The sequence below is a fragment of the Treponema primitia ZAS-1 genome (assembly GCF_000297095.1).
GTDB lineage: Bacteria > Spirochaetota > Spirochaetia > Treponematales > Breznakiellaceae > Termitinema > Termitinema primitia_A.
Genome location: NZ_AEEA01000012.1, coordinates 17011 through 33861, shown reverse-complemented (window position 1 = coordinate 33861; position 16851 = coordinate 17011). Strand labels below are relative to the sequence as shown.

Annotated in this window: 13 protein-coding genes; 3 read left to right on the top strand and 10 right to left on the bottom strand. The window is 53.7% G+C overall.

The features are described 5' to 3' along the window. Window positions 1–503: 503 nt before the first annotated feature. From TPRIMZ1_RS0101155 to TPRIMZ1_RS18175, 7 genes are all read right to left on the bottom strand, one after another. Window positions 504–1901, bottom strand: a complete 1398-nt coding sequence (locus TPRIMZ1_RS0101155; RefSeq protein ID WP_232616719.1) for an alpha-amylase family glycosyl hydrolase — start codon at window positions 1899–1901, stop codon at window positions 504–506. Between the two features lie 76 nt (window positions 1902–1977). Further along, complete coding sequence (locus TPRIMZ1_RS0101150) at window positions 1978–2556, bottom strand: TetR/AcrR family transcriptional regulator (protein ID WP_010253510.1); 579 nt, start codon at window positions 2554–2556, stop codon at window positions 1978–1980. 44 nt (window positions 2557–2600) lie between these two features. Next, complete coding sequence (locus TPRIMZ1_RS0101145) at window positions 2601–2966, bottom strand: helix-turn-helix domain-containing protein (RefSeq protein WP_010253507.1); 366 nt, start codon at window positions 2964–2966, stop codon at window positions 2601–2603. 70 nt (window positions 2967–3036) lie between these two features. After that, on the bottom strand, window positions 3037–3162 hold the full coding sequence (locus TPRIMZ1_RS20800) for a hypothetical protein (protein WP_269775806.1): 126 nt from the start codon (window positions 3160–3162) through the stop codon (window positions 3037–3039). A 34-nt stretch (window positions 3163–3196) separates the two neighbouring features. Further along, a complete protein-coding gene (locus TPRIMZ1_RS0101140; RefSeq protein WP_010253504.1) occupies window positions 3197–3709 on the bottom strand; it encodes a DinB family protein in 513 nt (170 codons plus the stop codon). Between the two features lie 212 nt (window positions 3710–3921). Then, window positions 3922–6753 (bottom strand): ankyrin repeat domain-containing protein, encoded by a 2832-nt coding sequence (locus tag TPRIMZ1_RS0101135; protein ID WP_232616717.1) that lies wholly within the window; start codon window positions 6751–6753, stop codon window positions 3922–3924. Between the two features lie 50 nt (window positions 6754–6803). Continuing rightward, on the bottom strand, window positions 6804–8192 hold the full coding sequence (locus TPRIMZ1_RS18175) for a tetratricopeptide repeat protein (RefSeq protein ID WP_010253498.1): 1389 nt from the start codon (window positions 8190–8192) through the stop codon (window positions 6804–6806). Window positions 8193–8353: 161 nt separating this feature from the next. On the opposite strand from TPRIMZ1_RS18175, the gene TPRIMZ1_RS0101125 reads away from it, so the two are divergent. The 3 genes from TPRIMZ1_RS0101125 to TPRIMZ1_RS0101115 all read left to right on the top strand — a co-directional run bounded on the left by TPRIMZ1_RS0101125 (window position 8354) and on the right by TPRIMZ1_RS0101115 (window position 13938). Next, window positions 8354–9391 carry an Hsp70 family protein gene (locus TPRIMZ1_RS0101125; protein WP_010253495.1) on the top strand — a complete coding sequence of 346 codons (1038 nt, stop codon included), beginning with the start codon at window positions 8354–8356 and terminating at the stop codon, window positions 9389–9391. Between the two features lie 7 nt (window positions 9392–9398). Next, window positions 9399–11588, top strand: coding sequence for a flagellar assembly lytic transglycosylase (locus TPRIMZ1_RS0101120; protein ID WP_232616716.1), 2190 nt, complete (start codon window positions 9399–9401; stop codon window positions 11586–11588). A 73-nt stretch (window positions 11589–11661) separates the two neighbouring features. After that, window positions 11662–13938 (top strand): DNA translocase FtsK, encoded by a 2277-nt coding sequence (locus TPRIMZ1_RS0101115; protein ID WP_010253489.1) that lies wholly within the window; start codon window positions 11662–11664, stop codon window positions 13936–13938. 2 nt (window positions 13939–13940) lie between these two features. On the opposite strand, the gene TPRIMZ1_RS0101110 is transcribed toward TPRIMZ1_RS0101115, so the two are convergent. From TPRIMZ1_RS0101110 to TPRIMZ1_RS0101100, 3 genes are read right to left on the bottom strand one after another with little or no spacing between them, the layout of a single operon-like run. After that, complete coding sequence (locus tag TPRIMZ1_RS0101110; RefSeq protein ID WP_010253486.1) at window positions 13941–14708, bottom strand: amino acid ABC transporter ATP-binding protein; 768 nt, start codon at window positions 14706–14708, stop codon at window positions 13941–13943. A gap of 18 nt (window positions 14709–14726) precedes the next feature. Continuing rightward, window positions 14727–15689 carry a glutathione S-transferase C-terminal domain-containing protein gene (locus TPRIMZ1_RS0101105; protein WP_010253483.1) on the bottom strand — a complete coding sequence of 321 codons (963 nt, stop codon included), beginning with the start codon at window positions 15687–15689 and terminating at the stop codon, window positions 14727–14729. Between the two features lie 11 nt (window positions 15690–15700). Further along, window positions 15701–16846, bottom strand: coding sequence for a trans-sulfuration enzyme family protein (locus TPRIMZ1_RS0101100; protein WP_010253479.1), 1146 nt, complete (start codon window positions 16844–16846; stop codon window positions 15701–15703). Window positions 16847–16851 lie beyond the last annotated feature (5 nt).

Genomic DNA, 16851 nt, shown 5'->3' with positions numbered 1-16851 from the left:
AAGAGACAAAGAAATGCTTGAATATTTAGTGTTTGGATGTTCTTTGTTATTGTATTAGTGGTATTATATACTGTTTAGCCGATTATGTACGAAATAGTTCTTAGTAAATTATTGTAGGTGATGGAAAAATCACCTGCCATTCAATTGGATAGATAGGCGGCGTTAGTCGCTTACTTTTCCTATTATTCCAATTAGCAGTGTAGCCGCTTGGCATAATTCTTTACTTTATTATTTTACAAAAATTTAGAAATTTCAGGCGTCATGGAGGGCGCCTGCGACGATAATGTTGGACAAAAAAATTGCAATTAACGTATTTTTATACGCAATACACCTAAACCTCCATCACTGCTATATAAACGAATACGTATATATCTCCTTCTCTGGAATAAACATCACCCTTCGTTTTGTTGCGGTACGCAGAAATACTATTTAGTACATCCTGTGGCTTATTATTGTTTACCGCTTGGATTTGATACCTCCAGGGAATCGCTATAAAAGGCGGGTCATCCCAGGAGAAGGTCCTCCGCAAGAATCCGGATCCATGATGGATGGACCGGAATATCCATGCCCATTCCCGAAGCGGTAAATTCCTCCCCGCTCAAAAGATCCCGCCACCGGCCGCGCCCGGCGTTCCCCAATACCTCCGGAGGCATATGGATGGCAGCCCTTTCCTCCGCCGCATTTACCACCACAAGGATACGCTCATCCCCGTCTTCCCGCATAAAGGTGTACTGTTCGTGGGTCTTGCTCAGTTCCCGAAAGGAACCTCCCCGCAGGGCCGCGTAGTTTTTCCTGAGCCGGATAAACCCGGCGATACTTCTTTCCAGGTCATCCGCCCCGGCGTTTTCCAGGGCTTTTCGCATTGCCGGTGAATCCCAGGCCGGCCGGAGGGGGCTGTCGCTGTTGGGGAAGCGCTCGCCGGGTATGCCGTACTCGCTGCCGTAATAAACGGAGGGTATCCCCGGCAGGGTAAAGAGGAGACCGTAGAGGGGAAAGAGGTGCGCCTTGTTTTTAACCACGCTGGCAATGCGGTTTACATCGTGGTTATCAGCAAAACTGTAGAGCGGGATGCGTTGGAAACTGCCCTCGGGACCGAACTGGCGGTTCAGGGTCCAGGAAAGCTCGTAGAAATTTTTATCGTTAAAGCTGGACCAGAGACTCTTGTAGAGTTCGTAGTTGGTCACCGAGTCGAGCCGGGTTCCGGGCGTAACACCGCTGCTGCCGCCGCCGGTCCACCGGGTGTAATCTCCGGCTACCACCTCGCCCATAAGCCAGAAACCGGGCTTCAGCTTTTTGCTCCGCGCAGAAAGCTCATCCAAAAAGTCCGGGAGCAGGAGATCCGCCGCGTCCAGCCTGAGGCCGTCAATATCGAATTCCCTAATCCAATATTCCGCTGCGTTTAAAAGATGATCCCGTACCTCCCGGTTATGGCCGTTTAGTTTTACTAAGTCGTAACACCCACTCCACCCCTCATAGCTAAAGGAATCCCCCGCCGGACTGGGGCGGCTGAAATCAATATTGGCAAACCAGTCCCGGTACGCCGAGGCGCTCCCCCGGGCTTGCAGATCCTTAAAGGCGAAGAAGTGCCGCCCCGTGTGGTTAAACACCGCATCCAGAACTACTGCGATCCCCGCCTCGTGGAAGCGCTCGACCAGGAGGCGCAGCGCAGCGTTATTGCCGATCCTGCGGTCCACGTGGTAGTAGTCCAGGGTATCATACCCGTGGGCGGTGGATTCAAAGACCGGTCCCAGGTAGAGGGCATTCACCCCCAGATCCAGCAGCCGGGGAATCTGATCCGTGATAGATAGCAGTCCCCCTCCGGCGGAGCAGGAAAAATCGTTCCGTTCCGGCGCACCGCAAAAGCCCAGAGGGTAGATATGATAAAAAACCCTGTCCGTCATTTTTAGACCATTAATATACCTACCGTTAGGTATATAAGAATCACAAAAAACCATGTTTTCGTCCATACTAAAACTCCTATGAAAAAATTCCGTGCATATACTGGTGAACTATTCTGAAACTGAGATGATCAGTCAGCTTGATTTCGTTATTAATGGTGAGAACCGAAAAGGTTTCCAGCAGACCCATAAACGTTTCCGCGTAGATCTTCTGCCGTCCCTTCATATTACCGTGATCCTTAGCAGCGGCGCTAAAAAGTTCTTCCAGGGCCCCCGCCAGGTTCCGCCGAAGTTCCTTCCCCGCAGAAAAAGCTTCGGTTTCCGGGGGTGCGGAAAAGAGGCTCATCATCAGGCGGTAAAAATCCGGCTTGTCCCCGGCAAATTTGATGGTAAGCCGGAAAATACCGGTCAGGTTCATAACCAGATCATGGTTGTATGCCGCCGCGTTTCGGGTACTTTCCAAAAGTGCGGCGCCATAATCCGTCACAATAGCCTCCAGCAGCCCCTGTTTGCTCCCAAAGTAATAGTACAGCGTGGGCTTAGTAATCCCCGCCTGGGTAACAATCTCCTGGACCCCCGCCGCTTCGTATCCCCGAAGGGCAAAAAGAGCGAGAGCGGTATCCATCAAATGTTCCCTGGTATTCTGAATCTCATCCATAAGTCTAGTATACCGAACGGTAAGTATAATGTCAAGCGTTTTTTCTAAATAAAGCGTCCGGGTTTGATACCAAAAATTTCAGAAAGTTGATACGCCGTTTTACGGCTAATCGGTTTTAAATTATGTTCCATGTTTGAAATCTTTTGTTTGGATACCCCTAATTTTTCCGCCAAGTCCGGCTGGGTCATCTTGTGCAGCCTCCGGTAAAAACGCAGGGTATCCCCCGGTGTTTCTTCAGCCTTCATTTCTTTATACCAGTCCATTTCGGTTACCGGAACCAGCTTATTTTCGTCATCTTCCTCAATAACCGCATTGGAACCAAAATCGCTTTTTAAAAGGGAAAGATATTTTTCCGGAATAGCGCCCTGCATGATAAACTCAGTAGGGGGCATTTTCACGACTACCAACATATTCTACCTCCCCTCATAAAGTAATCCTTTTTATATTACTCGTCAAGTCGTATACCGGAACTATAGGGTATTAGCGGGGAGGGTGTTGTTTTCCGGCCTTATCCAGCAGCGCCCGTATATTCCCGGTGGTGAAGCCCATGGGGCAGACGGTACACCAAGCGCGGGGGGTGAACAAAACGCCGAAGATAAAGGCCAGGACAGTGGCGATTTCCGCTTTGGCGCCCTTGGTCTTACAAAAACCGTGCGCTTATACCGGAGAAGTCGTTGTCGATCTTCATCTCATCCAGTATCTGGGATATCGCTCCCTGGTGATGCACCGTATGTACCAGGAGCTGGCTCAGCACGTAGGACAGGGGAACCATGTCGCCGGTGAACCACTTGGTCTGAATTTTCAGATCCCCATCACTGAGGGAGTTAAGAATATCGACCAGCGCCTGGTTTGCCCTTTCGCTGAAAGCCTTGATTTCCTTCCACTGGGTTTCGGTTAACACACCCTCGGGAAGCGCTTTGGCATCAGGCAGGGACAGCGATTTCGCCTTGTAGTCAGCGGGCAGGGATGATTGCAGGGCCCCCAGGAAGATGCCCTGGGCCCCGGCTATGTGCCGGAAAAGCTCGGAAAGGCTCTTGTAGTAGCCTCCCCGGTCCTTTTCCCGGTCATCATTGGAAAGCGTGTCCAGCAGTGCAACAATTTTCTTGTCCTTATCCTGAAGGTATTTCGCATGGGTTAGAAAAATCTGTTTCATTGTAATCTCCTCAGGGGTAAGTATACCGCATGATGAGGGCAGGGGCTATACCGACCGGCGTAAAAGAGTATTGCTGTTACAGGCATCCCCTGAAAAAACAATTTTGTTACTCCGATCCAGAAGGACAACGCTGCCCTTGGTAAGTCCGTTAATTCCCGGCAAAAAGCCTCTACAAGCGTGCGAGCGTCCGGCTCCCGTGGTTTCCTCAAACCCTAACTATTCAGTAACGCTGCGATATCCGACCGACGCCATTTCAGCGCCACATCCCCCGGGCTTTCGGAGGAAATATTCCTGATAGTTTTATTCGCCCCCAGATCGATGAGCAGGGAAACCAGATCCGGTGTACCCGTGTGGGCGGCGTAGTGCAGAATGGTGTTTCCCGTGGGGTCCCGGGCGGCGATAGCCCTGCCGCTAAAGGTGGCGTTTATTGCTTCCCGTCCTTTGGTAATGGCGATTTCTGCGGGGCTCTTCCCGTCACCGGCCACGGTAAAGACGTTGGACCCCGCATCGGCCAGGAGTTTGGCCTGGTCCCACTTATCTTTTTCCAGGGCCAGCCTGAGGGGGGTCTTCCCGTCGGCGTCAATGGCCGAAACCCGCCCACCCATATCAATGATGGTTTTTAGTATTTCCACCGAAGCGTTTGACAGGATGGCGATATGCAGGGGCGAGTGGCCGTTGTCATCCGGCACACCGATCCATTCCCTGGTGAGCAGGGCGGAAACCATCCGGGGGGAAGTTGCCAGGGCGACCTGGAAGGGGGTCTTCTCCATAATATTTTTTGCGTGGATCTTGGCGCCCCAGCCGAGGAGGAGGGTGACCATGTCGACCCGGTCCTGGGCGGCGGCAATATGCAGGGGAGTATCTCCCCGGTTGTTCCGGGTATTGGGGTCCGCCCCAATTTCGGCAAGCCGTTCCGCCGATGCGCGGTAGCCGGCGAGTATCGCTTCCATGAAGGGGGTGTTCCCTTCGGTATCACGGACTTCCAGGTCCGCACCGTTGCTGATGAGCAGGGTTTCCATCTGGATTATGCCCCAGCGTATGGAATCGTGGAGGGGGGTCTTCCCGTTCAGGGCATGGGCGTTGACGTTCGCAGCTTTACTGATAAGCGTCTGGGCCGCATTCACCGCATTCCACCGTACCGCTGCGTGGAGACAGCTGTTTCCCTGGAAATCCCGGGTTTCAATATGGGCCCCCGCCGCAAGCAGGGCGAGAACGGTGTTGCGGGAATCTACCTTAACCGCCATAAACAGGGGCGGTTCCCCCATGGCGTTGGGGACATCGGGGTTTACACCCTTCTGCACGATCAGGGGGATATGGGTGTCCAGTTTCCACTGGGCGGCATAGTGGAGTATCGAATTCCCCGCCCCATCCCGGGCCCGGACGGTGGTGGAATTGAGTATCCACTCCCGGACTTTCCCCGGGGGTATTTTTTCAGGGAAGCTCAGGTAGAGGGGACTTTCCCCGTTCGCGTTATTGGCAAAGATATCCGCTCCCCGGGCAATAAGCAGTTCTCCTGCTTCCTGCAGATCTTCCCTAACCGCTATATGAAGGCTGGTATCCCCCGCCTTATTCCGGGCATTGACCAGGGCTTTTCTATCCAGAATGATGGCCAGGATGTCCGTATCCGCGTGGACCTTCACCCCGATATGCAGGGCGGTGTTCCCGGTACTGTCGCTTTGAAGCACCGTTTCTTCGGTAATCAGGGCGGGCAGCACCGGGCTGTTGTCCCGCAGGGCTAATTCAAAGGGGGTAACACCTTCGTTATCCGCCGCAAAGAGATCCGACTTATACTTGAGGAGGATACCAATACTGTCAACGCGGTTTTCCTGGACCGCAAGGTAAAGCGGGGTCTTTCCTTCAACGTTTCTGATGGATACATCCGCTCCGCCTTTTAAAATCGTTTCGATTGTTTCCGGCGTCCGGTTCAGGGATATCAATATATGCAGGGGAGATTCGCCGTGCTCATCCCGAAGATTCGGGTCCGCCCCGTTGAGGAGGAGCATGGACAGGGCTCCCATGTGGCTTGCCAGGGGGGTCCCGATGTGCATGGGGGTATTTCCCTTGGCATCCTGGGCGTTTACATCCGCACCCCGCTGGAGGAGGAGATCCATGATGATAAGATTTCCCGATCGGGCCGCTTCGTGGAGGGGGGTGGTTCCCGCAGCGTTCTTAACATTGATATCTACATTTTTATCCAGGAGGTATTGGGCCATCCCGGTATAGCCTTCTCCCGCAGCAAAGTGCAGGGGAGCAATGCCGTCACCGATACGGGTGTTGTAGTTTGAGGCCCGTACCGCCGGGGCAAGGTGGTTATAGATGGGGTTCTCCGAGAAAGCGCCCGCCAGGATGAGTTTTTCCGCCACATCAAAATGGTCTTTAGAGTTTACCTCTTCTAAGGCAAGGTCCAGGGCGGTTTTTCCGTCCTTATCCGCAGTTTTAAGATTACTCTCCGCATCAATGATGATCTCTACGGAGGATGCATTTCCCGCTATGGCCGCCAGGTGCAGCATGGTTCTGCCGTTGGTATCCACCGCCTTAAGTGAGGTGGGGGTCAATACTGTTTTCAGGAAATCGCCCCCTATGGCGATGGACGCCACCGCAGGGGTTTGCCGCTTCGGCTGGGGATGATGAATATTGGCGCCGGCTTCAATGAGCAGACGGGCGCTTGCGCTGTCCCGTTTCTCCACGGCCACAGAAAGGGGAGTATGATTTTCACGGTCCAGTAAATCTACTTTAGCGCCCTGGGCAATAAAGAAGGCCGTCATTTCCGGGTTCCGGGCTTCCGCTGCGATATGCAGTGGGGTGCGGCCCTTGAGATCCGTAGAATCGATCCGGGTCTGTCCCACAAAAAACTTTTGAGCGGCGCCGAATTCGCCGTTTTCCAGCAGGGTCCAGACATCGTCATTGACAATTTCCTCCACCAGCGGCGGGGGAGGGGGTGGTGGAGGGGTGGCGCAGGATGTAAGCAGGGAAAGGACAATACCCAGCCCGGGGAAGAACCGTATTAAATGAGAACTCCAATTGGCGCTATTCGTATTCATCATACCTACAGATATCGACCAAATTGGGGAAAAACTTTTGTATTAAGGGAAGCTTATTTCTTTTTTGCCGGAGCTGCGGCAGCGGCTTTGGCATCCACATTGTTCAGTATCGCAGAGAGCCGGTCCTTCTCGATAAGGTCGATGAGCCGGGCTTCGGTAAATCGTTTGGCCTCATCGGAAAAGGTCCCCACGGTGATACAGATACCCTTGCCGGCCTTTGCATCCTTGAGGTGGGAGTGGAAATCCCGCATGATAAGTTCCCCGATGGAGCCCGGGGTTCTGATAAAACGGAACATCACCGTGTCGGACCACTTAGAGGTGTCAACATCCGCAAGAATATCCGCCCATTCGTTCTTATTTACCGCAATATTGGTGATCTTTGTTTTGGCCTTGGTATAAAAACTCATCACCACCTTCCTGCAGAGTGCGACAAAATCCGCCGATGGGGCCATGAGGAAGATCTGCAGGTTTTTGTTTGCGTTGAGTTCCTGGTATTTTCCGATGAGGATGTTCACATCCTTATAGGAAGCGTTGATACTCTGAATATCCTTAAGGTGGACCAGGGCCTTACCGATTTCCTGCCGCTTAAGAAACAGGGTAGCCAGACGGTACTTTAATTCCAGTAAAACATCCGGTTTGATACTCTGATGTTTCAGCCCAATCTCAAAGTCCAGGATGGCCTTCTCTTCCTGGTGCTGGTTCATGTTAATGGTCCCCGCAAAGAGGCTGGCCTTGGGACCCATCACCGGGTCGGGCCGCAGGTGGCTGAAAATCTTCAGGGCCTGATCAACCTGGTTCGCATCGTAGTAACATTCCGCCAAAGTATAGAGGGATTCCTTATCATCCGGGGCAATTTCGATGGCCTTGCGGATAAAATTCATGGCTTCCCGGTATTTTTTAAGCTTAAAAAAGGCATGTCCCAGGTAGCGCAGGGCGGCCGGGTTTTCCGGATCCTGGGTCCGGGCTTGCTGGAGCAGTTGTATGGCCTTCTCGTAACTCTTTTTCTGGAATTCCAGAACCCCCAGGTTAAAGTTGACCTCAAAATTATCCTGCTTAAGGGCTCGGGCGGCGGAAAGACCCTTGTAAGCCTCATTCTGCAAGCCCTTTTTCAGGGCGGAAATTCCGTAATGGAGGTTTATTTCAAATAGATTGGCATCCTGGTGTCCCGGGGCAATTTCCATCAGTATCTCATAGGTCTTATAGGCGTCATCCCAGGCTTCTTCTTTGTAATACAGGTTCCCCAGGGCTGTCAGGGCCTGGAGATCATGGGGATTTTGGGCTAGGCGTTTATTGACATCCTTTAAGATGGCATCCCTGCCCTTTGATTTCTTTCCGCTGCCGTCGTCTCCTATACCTTTAGAACGACCCATAATCGTTATGGCAATGAAAACACCGAGGATAAGCACCACCACAGCGGCCAGAATAGGAATGAATCCACCCATGATGACAGTATCGGTAAAAAATCAACATTCTTCAAGATTTCCCGTGACTTGCAACGGAGTTCCCCGCGCGGACCTTATCCTCCTATTAAAACGGTTGACAATGGTAATAACCACGACTAAAGTCTAGGTAAGAGTTTTTTCTCTTTAAAGGAGCAAAACCAATGGCGTCAACTATTGGTATTAAGGTCGCAAATGGTGAGTTTTATCCCATTATGGAGGAAAATTCATCGATCAAAAAACGGCTTATTCTTACCACCGTTCATGATAATCAGAAGAGTGTTCAGATAGATCTCTACAATAGTTTTGCCAAGACCATGGCCGATGCCCTGTATGTCGGTAGCCTTGTGGTGGAGAATCTAAAACCCCGGCCCAAGGGGGAGCCCTCCATAGAGATGGTTCTCGCTTCTAACGCTGCGGGGGAAATTTCCGCGGACGCCGTGGACCTGGATACCTCCGTAAACGGCGAAAAACAGCACCTGAGTGTTTCCCTTACTTCTATGGAAGAAGATGGGATGGACGAGGAAATTCCCGAATTTGAACTGGATTCCAGCGAACATCCTCCCCGGGGGCTCTATGATAAAGCATCTTCCCTACACAACAATGGTGAAAAAAAGAGCGTTCCCTGGGGTTTGGCGGCAGTTGCCGTTGTACTTCTCCTGGTGGTCTGCGGTGTGGTCTATTTTTTCTTCTTTAACAATACGGGCATAGCGATTCGGACCGGCGGCCGGAGCCGTACGGCGGTTTCGGTGCCCCCAGAGCCCACCCCGGCGGCGAAACCTGCTCCGGTAGCGTCCGCCCCAGCAGTGCAAACCCCGGCGCCTTCTACCCCTGCGGTAACGCCCGCTCCGGCGGAGCAAACCACGCCTCCGCCCCCGGCAAGCCCGGCCCCGGCAAGCCCAGCCCCGGCGGTACCGGTTATCTCCGCTTCCCAGCAGCAGCCCAAAGCTGCAGCCCCCGGAGCAGCACCCCGGGCTGCCCGGACCCGAACCCCGGCGCCGGTAGCTTCGTATAAGGTTCCCCAGACAATTCCCAGAAATGGAGCGCCCTATAAAATACGCTGGGGTGATACACTATGGGATATTTCGGAGGCATTCTATCGCAATCCCTGGTTGTATCCCCGTATCGCTCGGTTTAATAATATTCGGAATCCGGATCGTATTATTTCAGGAACCACCATCAGGATTCCTCCAAGAAATTAAGGGTTCATTGTCACCCCGGTTTTTATCTATTATCATCGTCTCCTTCTTTGGTCTCGTATCATGTGGCGCCGATAACACAGTTTTGGGTATAAACCGGGACGAGGCGGCGCAAAAACTGCGGAATGGGGATATCACCTTCATCCTTGATAGTCCCCCGGACACGATGGGGGAGCTTGCCCGTATCCACGTTTCAGCGCCCTATTACGCCGGGTTATTGCTTAAGGCCCAGGATACGGAGACCGATGCGCTGCTTGCAACGAAGTTTCCCGTACAGGAAGCGGCGCTGTTCGAGGCGGCGCTGGACGGGAAGGGGAGGGTCCAGCGGGAAGCTGCCCGGGAACTGCTGCGGTTCATCCTGGAGTGGGACGCCGTTTCGGTCCGTTCTTTCCTGGATCGCCTGGAATCCAAGGTACGGCTAAAAGCCCAGCCGGCTATTCTGACCCTCAGGGCCGCCTGCCTCTACCGCCTGGGCCGCTTTGCAGAACTTGTTACCCTGTATAGAGATACGGCTAATCTCGAAGCCTGGGACCGCGCCTTCATCCTCCTCTCTGCCTTCAAATCGGGCTCCGGAGATTCCGAAGCGTTATCAGATTTTTTGCTAAACCAAAACTCCGAGGCTTCCGGGGAAGCTGCCCTTGCGCAGCATTGGGCTCTGGGAGAAATAGGCGACCGGCTTGTGGATGCGATAGGTTCCGCCCGGGTAGAGGCAGTGGCGGGTCATTTTTCCATAAGCCGCTTGGCCTACGGTGAGGGGCTGGTCCATTTCCGGAAGACCCTGGAACTGGAGGAGGGGCTTTTCGTTCAGTACCCCGCTTTGCTGGGGGATCTGGGCCGGGCATTTCTGTACGGCTCCGCCCCGGCCGAGGGGATGGATCTGTTCCTGGACTGGAATAAGCGTAAGGACCTGGACATCCCGGAGTTACGGTACCGCATTCTCTACTATATGGGTAGAATCCAGCGCCAACTGGGCCATTATTCCCAGGGGTCGGACTATTTTGCCCAGGCCATGGACTATGCCGCCGATCCGCTTCAGGCTGATGTCTGTATCTGGTATATCCTCAGCATGAGTCTTCAGGAACAGCCCGGGGAAACCGCCTCCCTTATAAGCCGGTGGCTGCCCAGGTGGAATCAGGACGGCTATTTTTCCGACATCCTGGATCGCCTGGCCCGGTATCTTGTGGTTAAGCGCCGCTGGAACACCCTTGCGGAGGTATTTGCCCTTCTCGAAAACCGCTCCGACGGGGGAAGTATCGCAAAATACGCCTATATCCTGGGCCGGGCCGTCTCCGAAGGCCTTATGCCCGACGCTCCCAAGTCTGCGGAGGAGTACTTCCGAATCGCCCTGAACCAGGGGAACGCTTCCTTTTATTACCGGGCCATGGCCGCTTCCCGGCTGGGGGTGAATACCGTGCCCGGGCTGTCGGACCAAAGCGCTGTAGACCAGGGATCCAATGCTACGTCCGATGACTTGGAATTCCTTCTTGGCTTTTTTGAGTACGGCGCCGCTCACCTTGCCTTTACCTATCTGCAAACTGATGCGGAAAGGTTCAGCCCCGAAGAACTGCGGACCCTGGCCGCCGCCTTTGCCAAGGCGGAACGCTGGGGTGAATCCATACGGGTGGTTTCCTTCTATACGGACCGGGAGCATTATGGGATGAACCGGCGGGATATGGAGCTCTACTATCCCCGCGCCTTTGGGGATTTGGCGGAGAGCCATGCCCGGGATGCGGATATCCCCCCGGAGCTCCTCTTTGGGCTTATCCGTACCGAAAGCGCCTTTGTCCCGGAAATTCATTCCTCAGCCGGAGCAGTGGGGCTGACCCAGCTCATGTCCGCCACCGCCAAGGACATGGCGGGCCGGATTAGCCGACAGGGGGGCCCCGATTACGCCGAGGACGGGGAGATACACCTGGAGGACCCGGCGGCAAACATTCACCTGGGGGCGGTGTACCTCCGCTACCTCATGGACCGTACCGAAAGCCCCATGCTTGCCCTGCTGGCCTATAACGGCGGCATAGGCCGGATCCGCCGTTGGCGTAACGCCGAGCCGAAACTGCCCGGGGACCTATTCCTGGAAACCATTGAATACAACGAAACCCGGGAATACGCCCGGAAAGTCCTGGCCGCCGCCGCTGCCTACGGATATCTGTATTATGGTATGACGATGGAAGAAGTTATTGCCGATATCTATAGATAGGACATACGTCTCGAATCACCACAAATGGAGGAAATCGGCCCGTGCCATTGAATAGGTTTGACCCCTGAGAATAGTGAAGGTCTTTTTTGCCCGTCCCGATTTCCGCTTCCGGGTTGCTTCGCTTTTTGCCGCCCTTGTCCTTGGGCTTCTTGCGGCGCTTCTGGGGATCTCCATAACCGGGGCGCTGCTCAATAAGCCCGATCTTGCCCAGGGCCCCGGGGATTTTCTGGTACGCGCCTACGGTATTCTGTCCTTTGCGATTCCCCTCTACCTGCTGATTGCCGCCGTGATTCTGGCGGACCCCCATTTCCGGCCGGACCGGATTTTCATCCTTACCGGCACTACCTTTCCCTTTTTAACCCTGGCCATAGGTTTCGCCTTTCTGCGGGACTTTAATGTCCGTTCCCTGGAATGGGATTTTCTCGCAAAAACCGGCCGCATCGGTTTTAGCCTGATCATCATCCTCATGACGGTGATAGAAAGTTTCCTGATCATGGCCCTGACCTCCCTCTTTTTCCCCGGCCCTGAAGCTATCAAGTACGAACAAAAACCAAAAAAGCCCCCGGAGAAACCTCCGCGGCCCTTATCCCTGCCGGAGCCGATACCGGCGGAACAGGAATATCAGCCTGACCCTGAGTCGGATCTGCCTTCTATCGACAAGATCGGACTGGATCCCTTTTTTGAATCCGGGGACTTTGAGGATGATATTGGATCCGATGAATCCGATATCGATGATGATGCCGATGAATCTGATATCGAGGCTGGTGAATCCGATGACGATAACGAAGCTGATGACGAAGCGGAGTTTGACGACATCCCCCCGGGGATAGTGCCGGGCGCCGTTTCCGGGGCGGAAGACGAGTCAGAGCTGCCCTATACCCAGCCTAAGGGGAAAGCGCCGAAAGCGAAACGCCGGGGCGCATACAAGGTGCCCGTGGAGGGGATACTTAACCAGTACCCCGACGGCCAGTACTGGATCATCGACGACGCCACCAGGGCTGCGGCGGTAACCCTGAAGGGAACCCTGGAGGAATTTAAGATACAGGCGGAGGTTACGGGCATAAGCAAGGGGCCGGTGATCACCATGTTCGACATACTTCCTGCGCCGGGGGTAAAGCTCTCCAAGATCGTAAACCTTGGGGACAATATCGCCCTGCGGCTCGCCGCATCGTCCATCCGTATCGTGGCCCCCATCCCCGGCAAGCACGCCGTGGGTATTGAGGTACCCAACGCCAAGCGGAACATCGTGTCCCTCCGGGAGATCATCGAGGGTGAACTGCGCCGGGAAAAGGACCACGAGGGAAAGAAGATGGAGATCCCCGTGATCCTGGGGAAGGACATATCCGGGGAAGCCCAGACCGTGGATCTCGTACAGATGCCCCACCTGCTTATCGCCGGAGCTACGGGCTCGGGAAAATCGGTCTGCGTTAACGCCATGATTCTTTCTATATTGTACCAGCGTTCCCCCGCGGACTGCCGGCTCATCCTGATAGACCCGAAGATCGTGGAGCTAAAACTCTACAACGACATCCCCCACCTTTTAACCCCGGTGATCACCGAGCCGAAAAAAGCTTTCCAGGCACTGCAGTACTGTATCTACGAAATGGAACGGCGCTACGCCTGCCTGGATTCCATGGGCGTCCGGGACATACGGAGCTACAACCGGCGTATCAAAGAGCGGAATATGGCGGCGGAGCACATGCCCTATATCGTGGTGGTGATCGACGAGTTTGCCGACCTCATGGCCACCACCGGGAAGGAACTGGAAAACACCGTGGCCCGCCTGGCCGCCATGAGCCGCGCCGTGGGAATCCACCTGGTATTAGCCACCCAGCGCCCCTCCATCGACGTAATCACCGGCCTTATCAAGGCCAATATCCCCAGCCGTATCGCCTTTATGGTGGCTAGTAAAATGGACAGCCGTATCATCATCGACCTGGTGGGCGCAGAAAAACTGTTGGGCAAGGGCGATATGCTCTACGCCGGCGTGGTGGACCCCTTCCCCATCCGCATCCAGGGGGCCTTTGTCTCCGAAGAAGAGGTGGAGCGGGTGGTGGACTATGTTAAAGGCCTGGGCGAGCCCGACTATATCGACGACGAGATCTTCATCGACGATGAGGATGACGATCTTGGCCCCTCCCTTTTTGACAGCGGGGATGATCCCCTCTACGAAAAAGCCCTGGAAATTGTGATGCAGCAACAAAAGGCCAGCGCCAGCTATATCCAGCGCCGCCTCAAGATAGGCTACAACCGGGCGGCCCGGCTGGTGGAATTGATGGAACACAACGGCGTTGTGGGACCCGCCCAGGGATCCAAGCCGCGGGAACTGCTCAGAAACCCCTCTTTGTAAAACTATATGGAATAGCTCAGCTCAGGCCGGATACGCTTGAGAAACTGTTTGGTCCGTTCTTCCCGGGGATTAGAGAGCAGCTCCCGGGGATCCCCTTCTTCCACTATCACGCCGCCATCCATAAATACAATATGATTAGCAACTTCGGCGGCAAAAGAAATCTCGTGGGTAACAATGATCATGGTAATGCCGTCTCTGGCTACATCTTTTATAACCTGCAGGGTTTCTCCCACCAGTTCCGGGTCCAGCGCCGAGGTCGGTTCGTCAAAGAGAATTACCTCAGGGTTCAGGACCAGGGCCCGGGCAATAGCCACCCGCTGCTGTTGTCCCCCGGAAAGCTGGGAGGGGTAGGAATCGTACTTGTCCTGAAGTCCAACCCGGTCCAGAGCGGCCTGGGAAAGAGCCCTGGCCTGATCCTCCGGTATCTTCCGGGGTGTCACCAGACCTTCCATCACATTCTGAAGGGCGGATTTATGCCGGAACAAATTGAAATTTTGAAACACAAATGCGGTTTTACGCCGTACTTCCAGTATATGCTTTTTCGAAACGCTGTGCATATCCACACTGATATTGCCGATGGTAAGTGTCCCGGCATCTGCACGCTCAAGAAAATTGATACACCGCAGAAGGGTGGTCTTCCCGGATCCGCTGGGTCCCAGGATAACCATCACTTCCCCTTCCCAGACGGTCAGACTCAAACCCTGTAATATGGGAGTCTTCCCAAAGCTTTTGTGTACATCACTGATCCGTACTTTTATGGTATCAGACATATCCGGTATTCCCGCTGCTCAGGACAGACGAATGCGGTCATGGGGAGCATCCCAATCTAGCTCAGGGAGCGCCGGGATAATTCCCTTGTAGAGGAGATACGCAAAGTTTGTATAATAGGTCTCCTTGATATAATCAAAGCGGCTTCCTTTTTTAAAGGCCGGAATTGCGTAGAGTTCCCTGGCATAGCCCCATAGATTGGGAAAATCTATAAGCCGCCGCCGGTTTGCCCGGAACAGGGGGTAGTAGACCAGATCAAACCGCGCCAGGGTTACCCAGAGACAGATATCAGCCAGGGTGATCCGGTTTCCAAAAAGATAGCGGCTTCGGGATAAACGTTCTTCCAGGGAATCAAGGGCAGCGTAGAGATTTTCTACCGCTAAATCATACTTCTGCTGGGTAAGGGCAAAGGCCAGTTCGTAGACCCCTTCGTTAATTTTTTCGGATATCCAGGGAAGAAGCTTGTCAATTTCTTCCCGTAATTCCACAGGAAAGATGTCAACCCCCGGTGTTTGAAAATTAGCGAAGGCGGTGGAAAAATCGTGAATAGTATCATCATAGCGGTTGTTTATAAGACGGGCAGTTTTCCGGTCCCAAACTGCCGGAACTGAAGGCACCCCTTTAAAATTAGATGCGGTGGCTAAATAGGCGTCCCGAAGCAGGGTGAACCCATTCACCGGGTCAGGTCCGGTACGTTCCCGAAAAGCCCAGCCCCGTGCGTCACGCAGGGGATCAAGGTAGGAATAGGATATGACATTCCCCAGACCCAGGTAGTCTATGATGATCTGGACCCGTTGGGCCCAGGGGCACACATACTGCAGATAGATATGATAGCGCCCACTTTCGGCGGGGTAATCCCCTTTCCCGATCCGCTCACCAAAACGAAAGGTTTCTTCCTCAAAGGAATCAACACTGTCGGTCAGGGCGGAATAGGAACCGTATTTCTTTTCATCAATAGGACTTGCGTATTTGATCTCCGGCATTTCATAGACTCCTATAGTTTGCTTGCCCCAAGGGCATTGTGTAAATCCTCAATAAGATCCCCGGCATTTTCAATGCCCACCGAAAGACGGATGAGGTTATCCCTAATCCCCGCAGCTTTCCGCTGTTCCGGACTGAAACCGGAATGGCTCCCCGTAGCCGGATGCTGGATCAATGTTTCTACGCTTCCCAAACTTGCCCCAACGGTTATGAGCTTCAGGGAATCGAAAAACCGCCCGATATCAAACCCCGGTTTGAGCAAAAATGAAAGTATTGAACCGGGGCTTTTGGCTTGCCGCTGATTTACGGCGTACCCCGGATGTTCCGGCAGTCCCGGATAGTATATTTTTTCTACCGCAGGACTTTTCCGGAGAAATTCCACAATCCCTGCGGTGTTTTCCACCTGCCGATCAATCCGTACCGACAGGGTTTTGATCCCCCGAACCAGGAGATAGGCGTCAAAGGGCTGGGAGATGCCCCCCACTAAACGCTGAAAGGCGCGGATCTTTCCCGCCAGGGCGGCGTCATTGGTTACCACCGTTCCGGCAATAACATCGCTGTGGCCGCTCAAAAATTTGGTTGCGCTTTCCACCACAATGTCCGCACCCAATTCCAGAGGAAGCTGCAAATAGGGGGACATGAAGGTATTATCCACGATGGTAATCGCCCCATGGTTTTTCGCCGCCTTCGATACCGCCCCAATGTCGGTAATGTCGAGCAGGGGATTGGAGGGGGTTTCTATCAAGATCGCCCGGGTATTTTTATCAAAATGATCTTCCAGTTTTTTCACATCACTGGTATCAACCAGTTCATAGGTCAGACCGAAATCCTTAAAAAAAGTGTTTAACAGATCGACGGTCCCGCCGTATACATTCTGGGTTATCAGCACCTTGTCCCCGGCCTTGAGAACCGCCAGGGCGGCGGCAATGGCGGTCATGCCGGAAGACAGGGCAAAACCGTAGCTTCCCCCCTCAAGCCGGGCAACCAGGGATTCCAGGTATTCACGGGTTGGATTGGCGCCCCGGGAATAGGCGTATTTCCCCCGTTCACCAAATTTTGGCGAATGGTAGGTGGTGGTTAGATAAATAGGAAGCGTTACTGCGTTATAGGCTTCATCCGGTTTGATATGTCCCTGAACCAGCAATGTTTGAATATCCATAGATC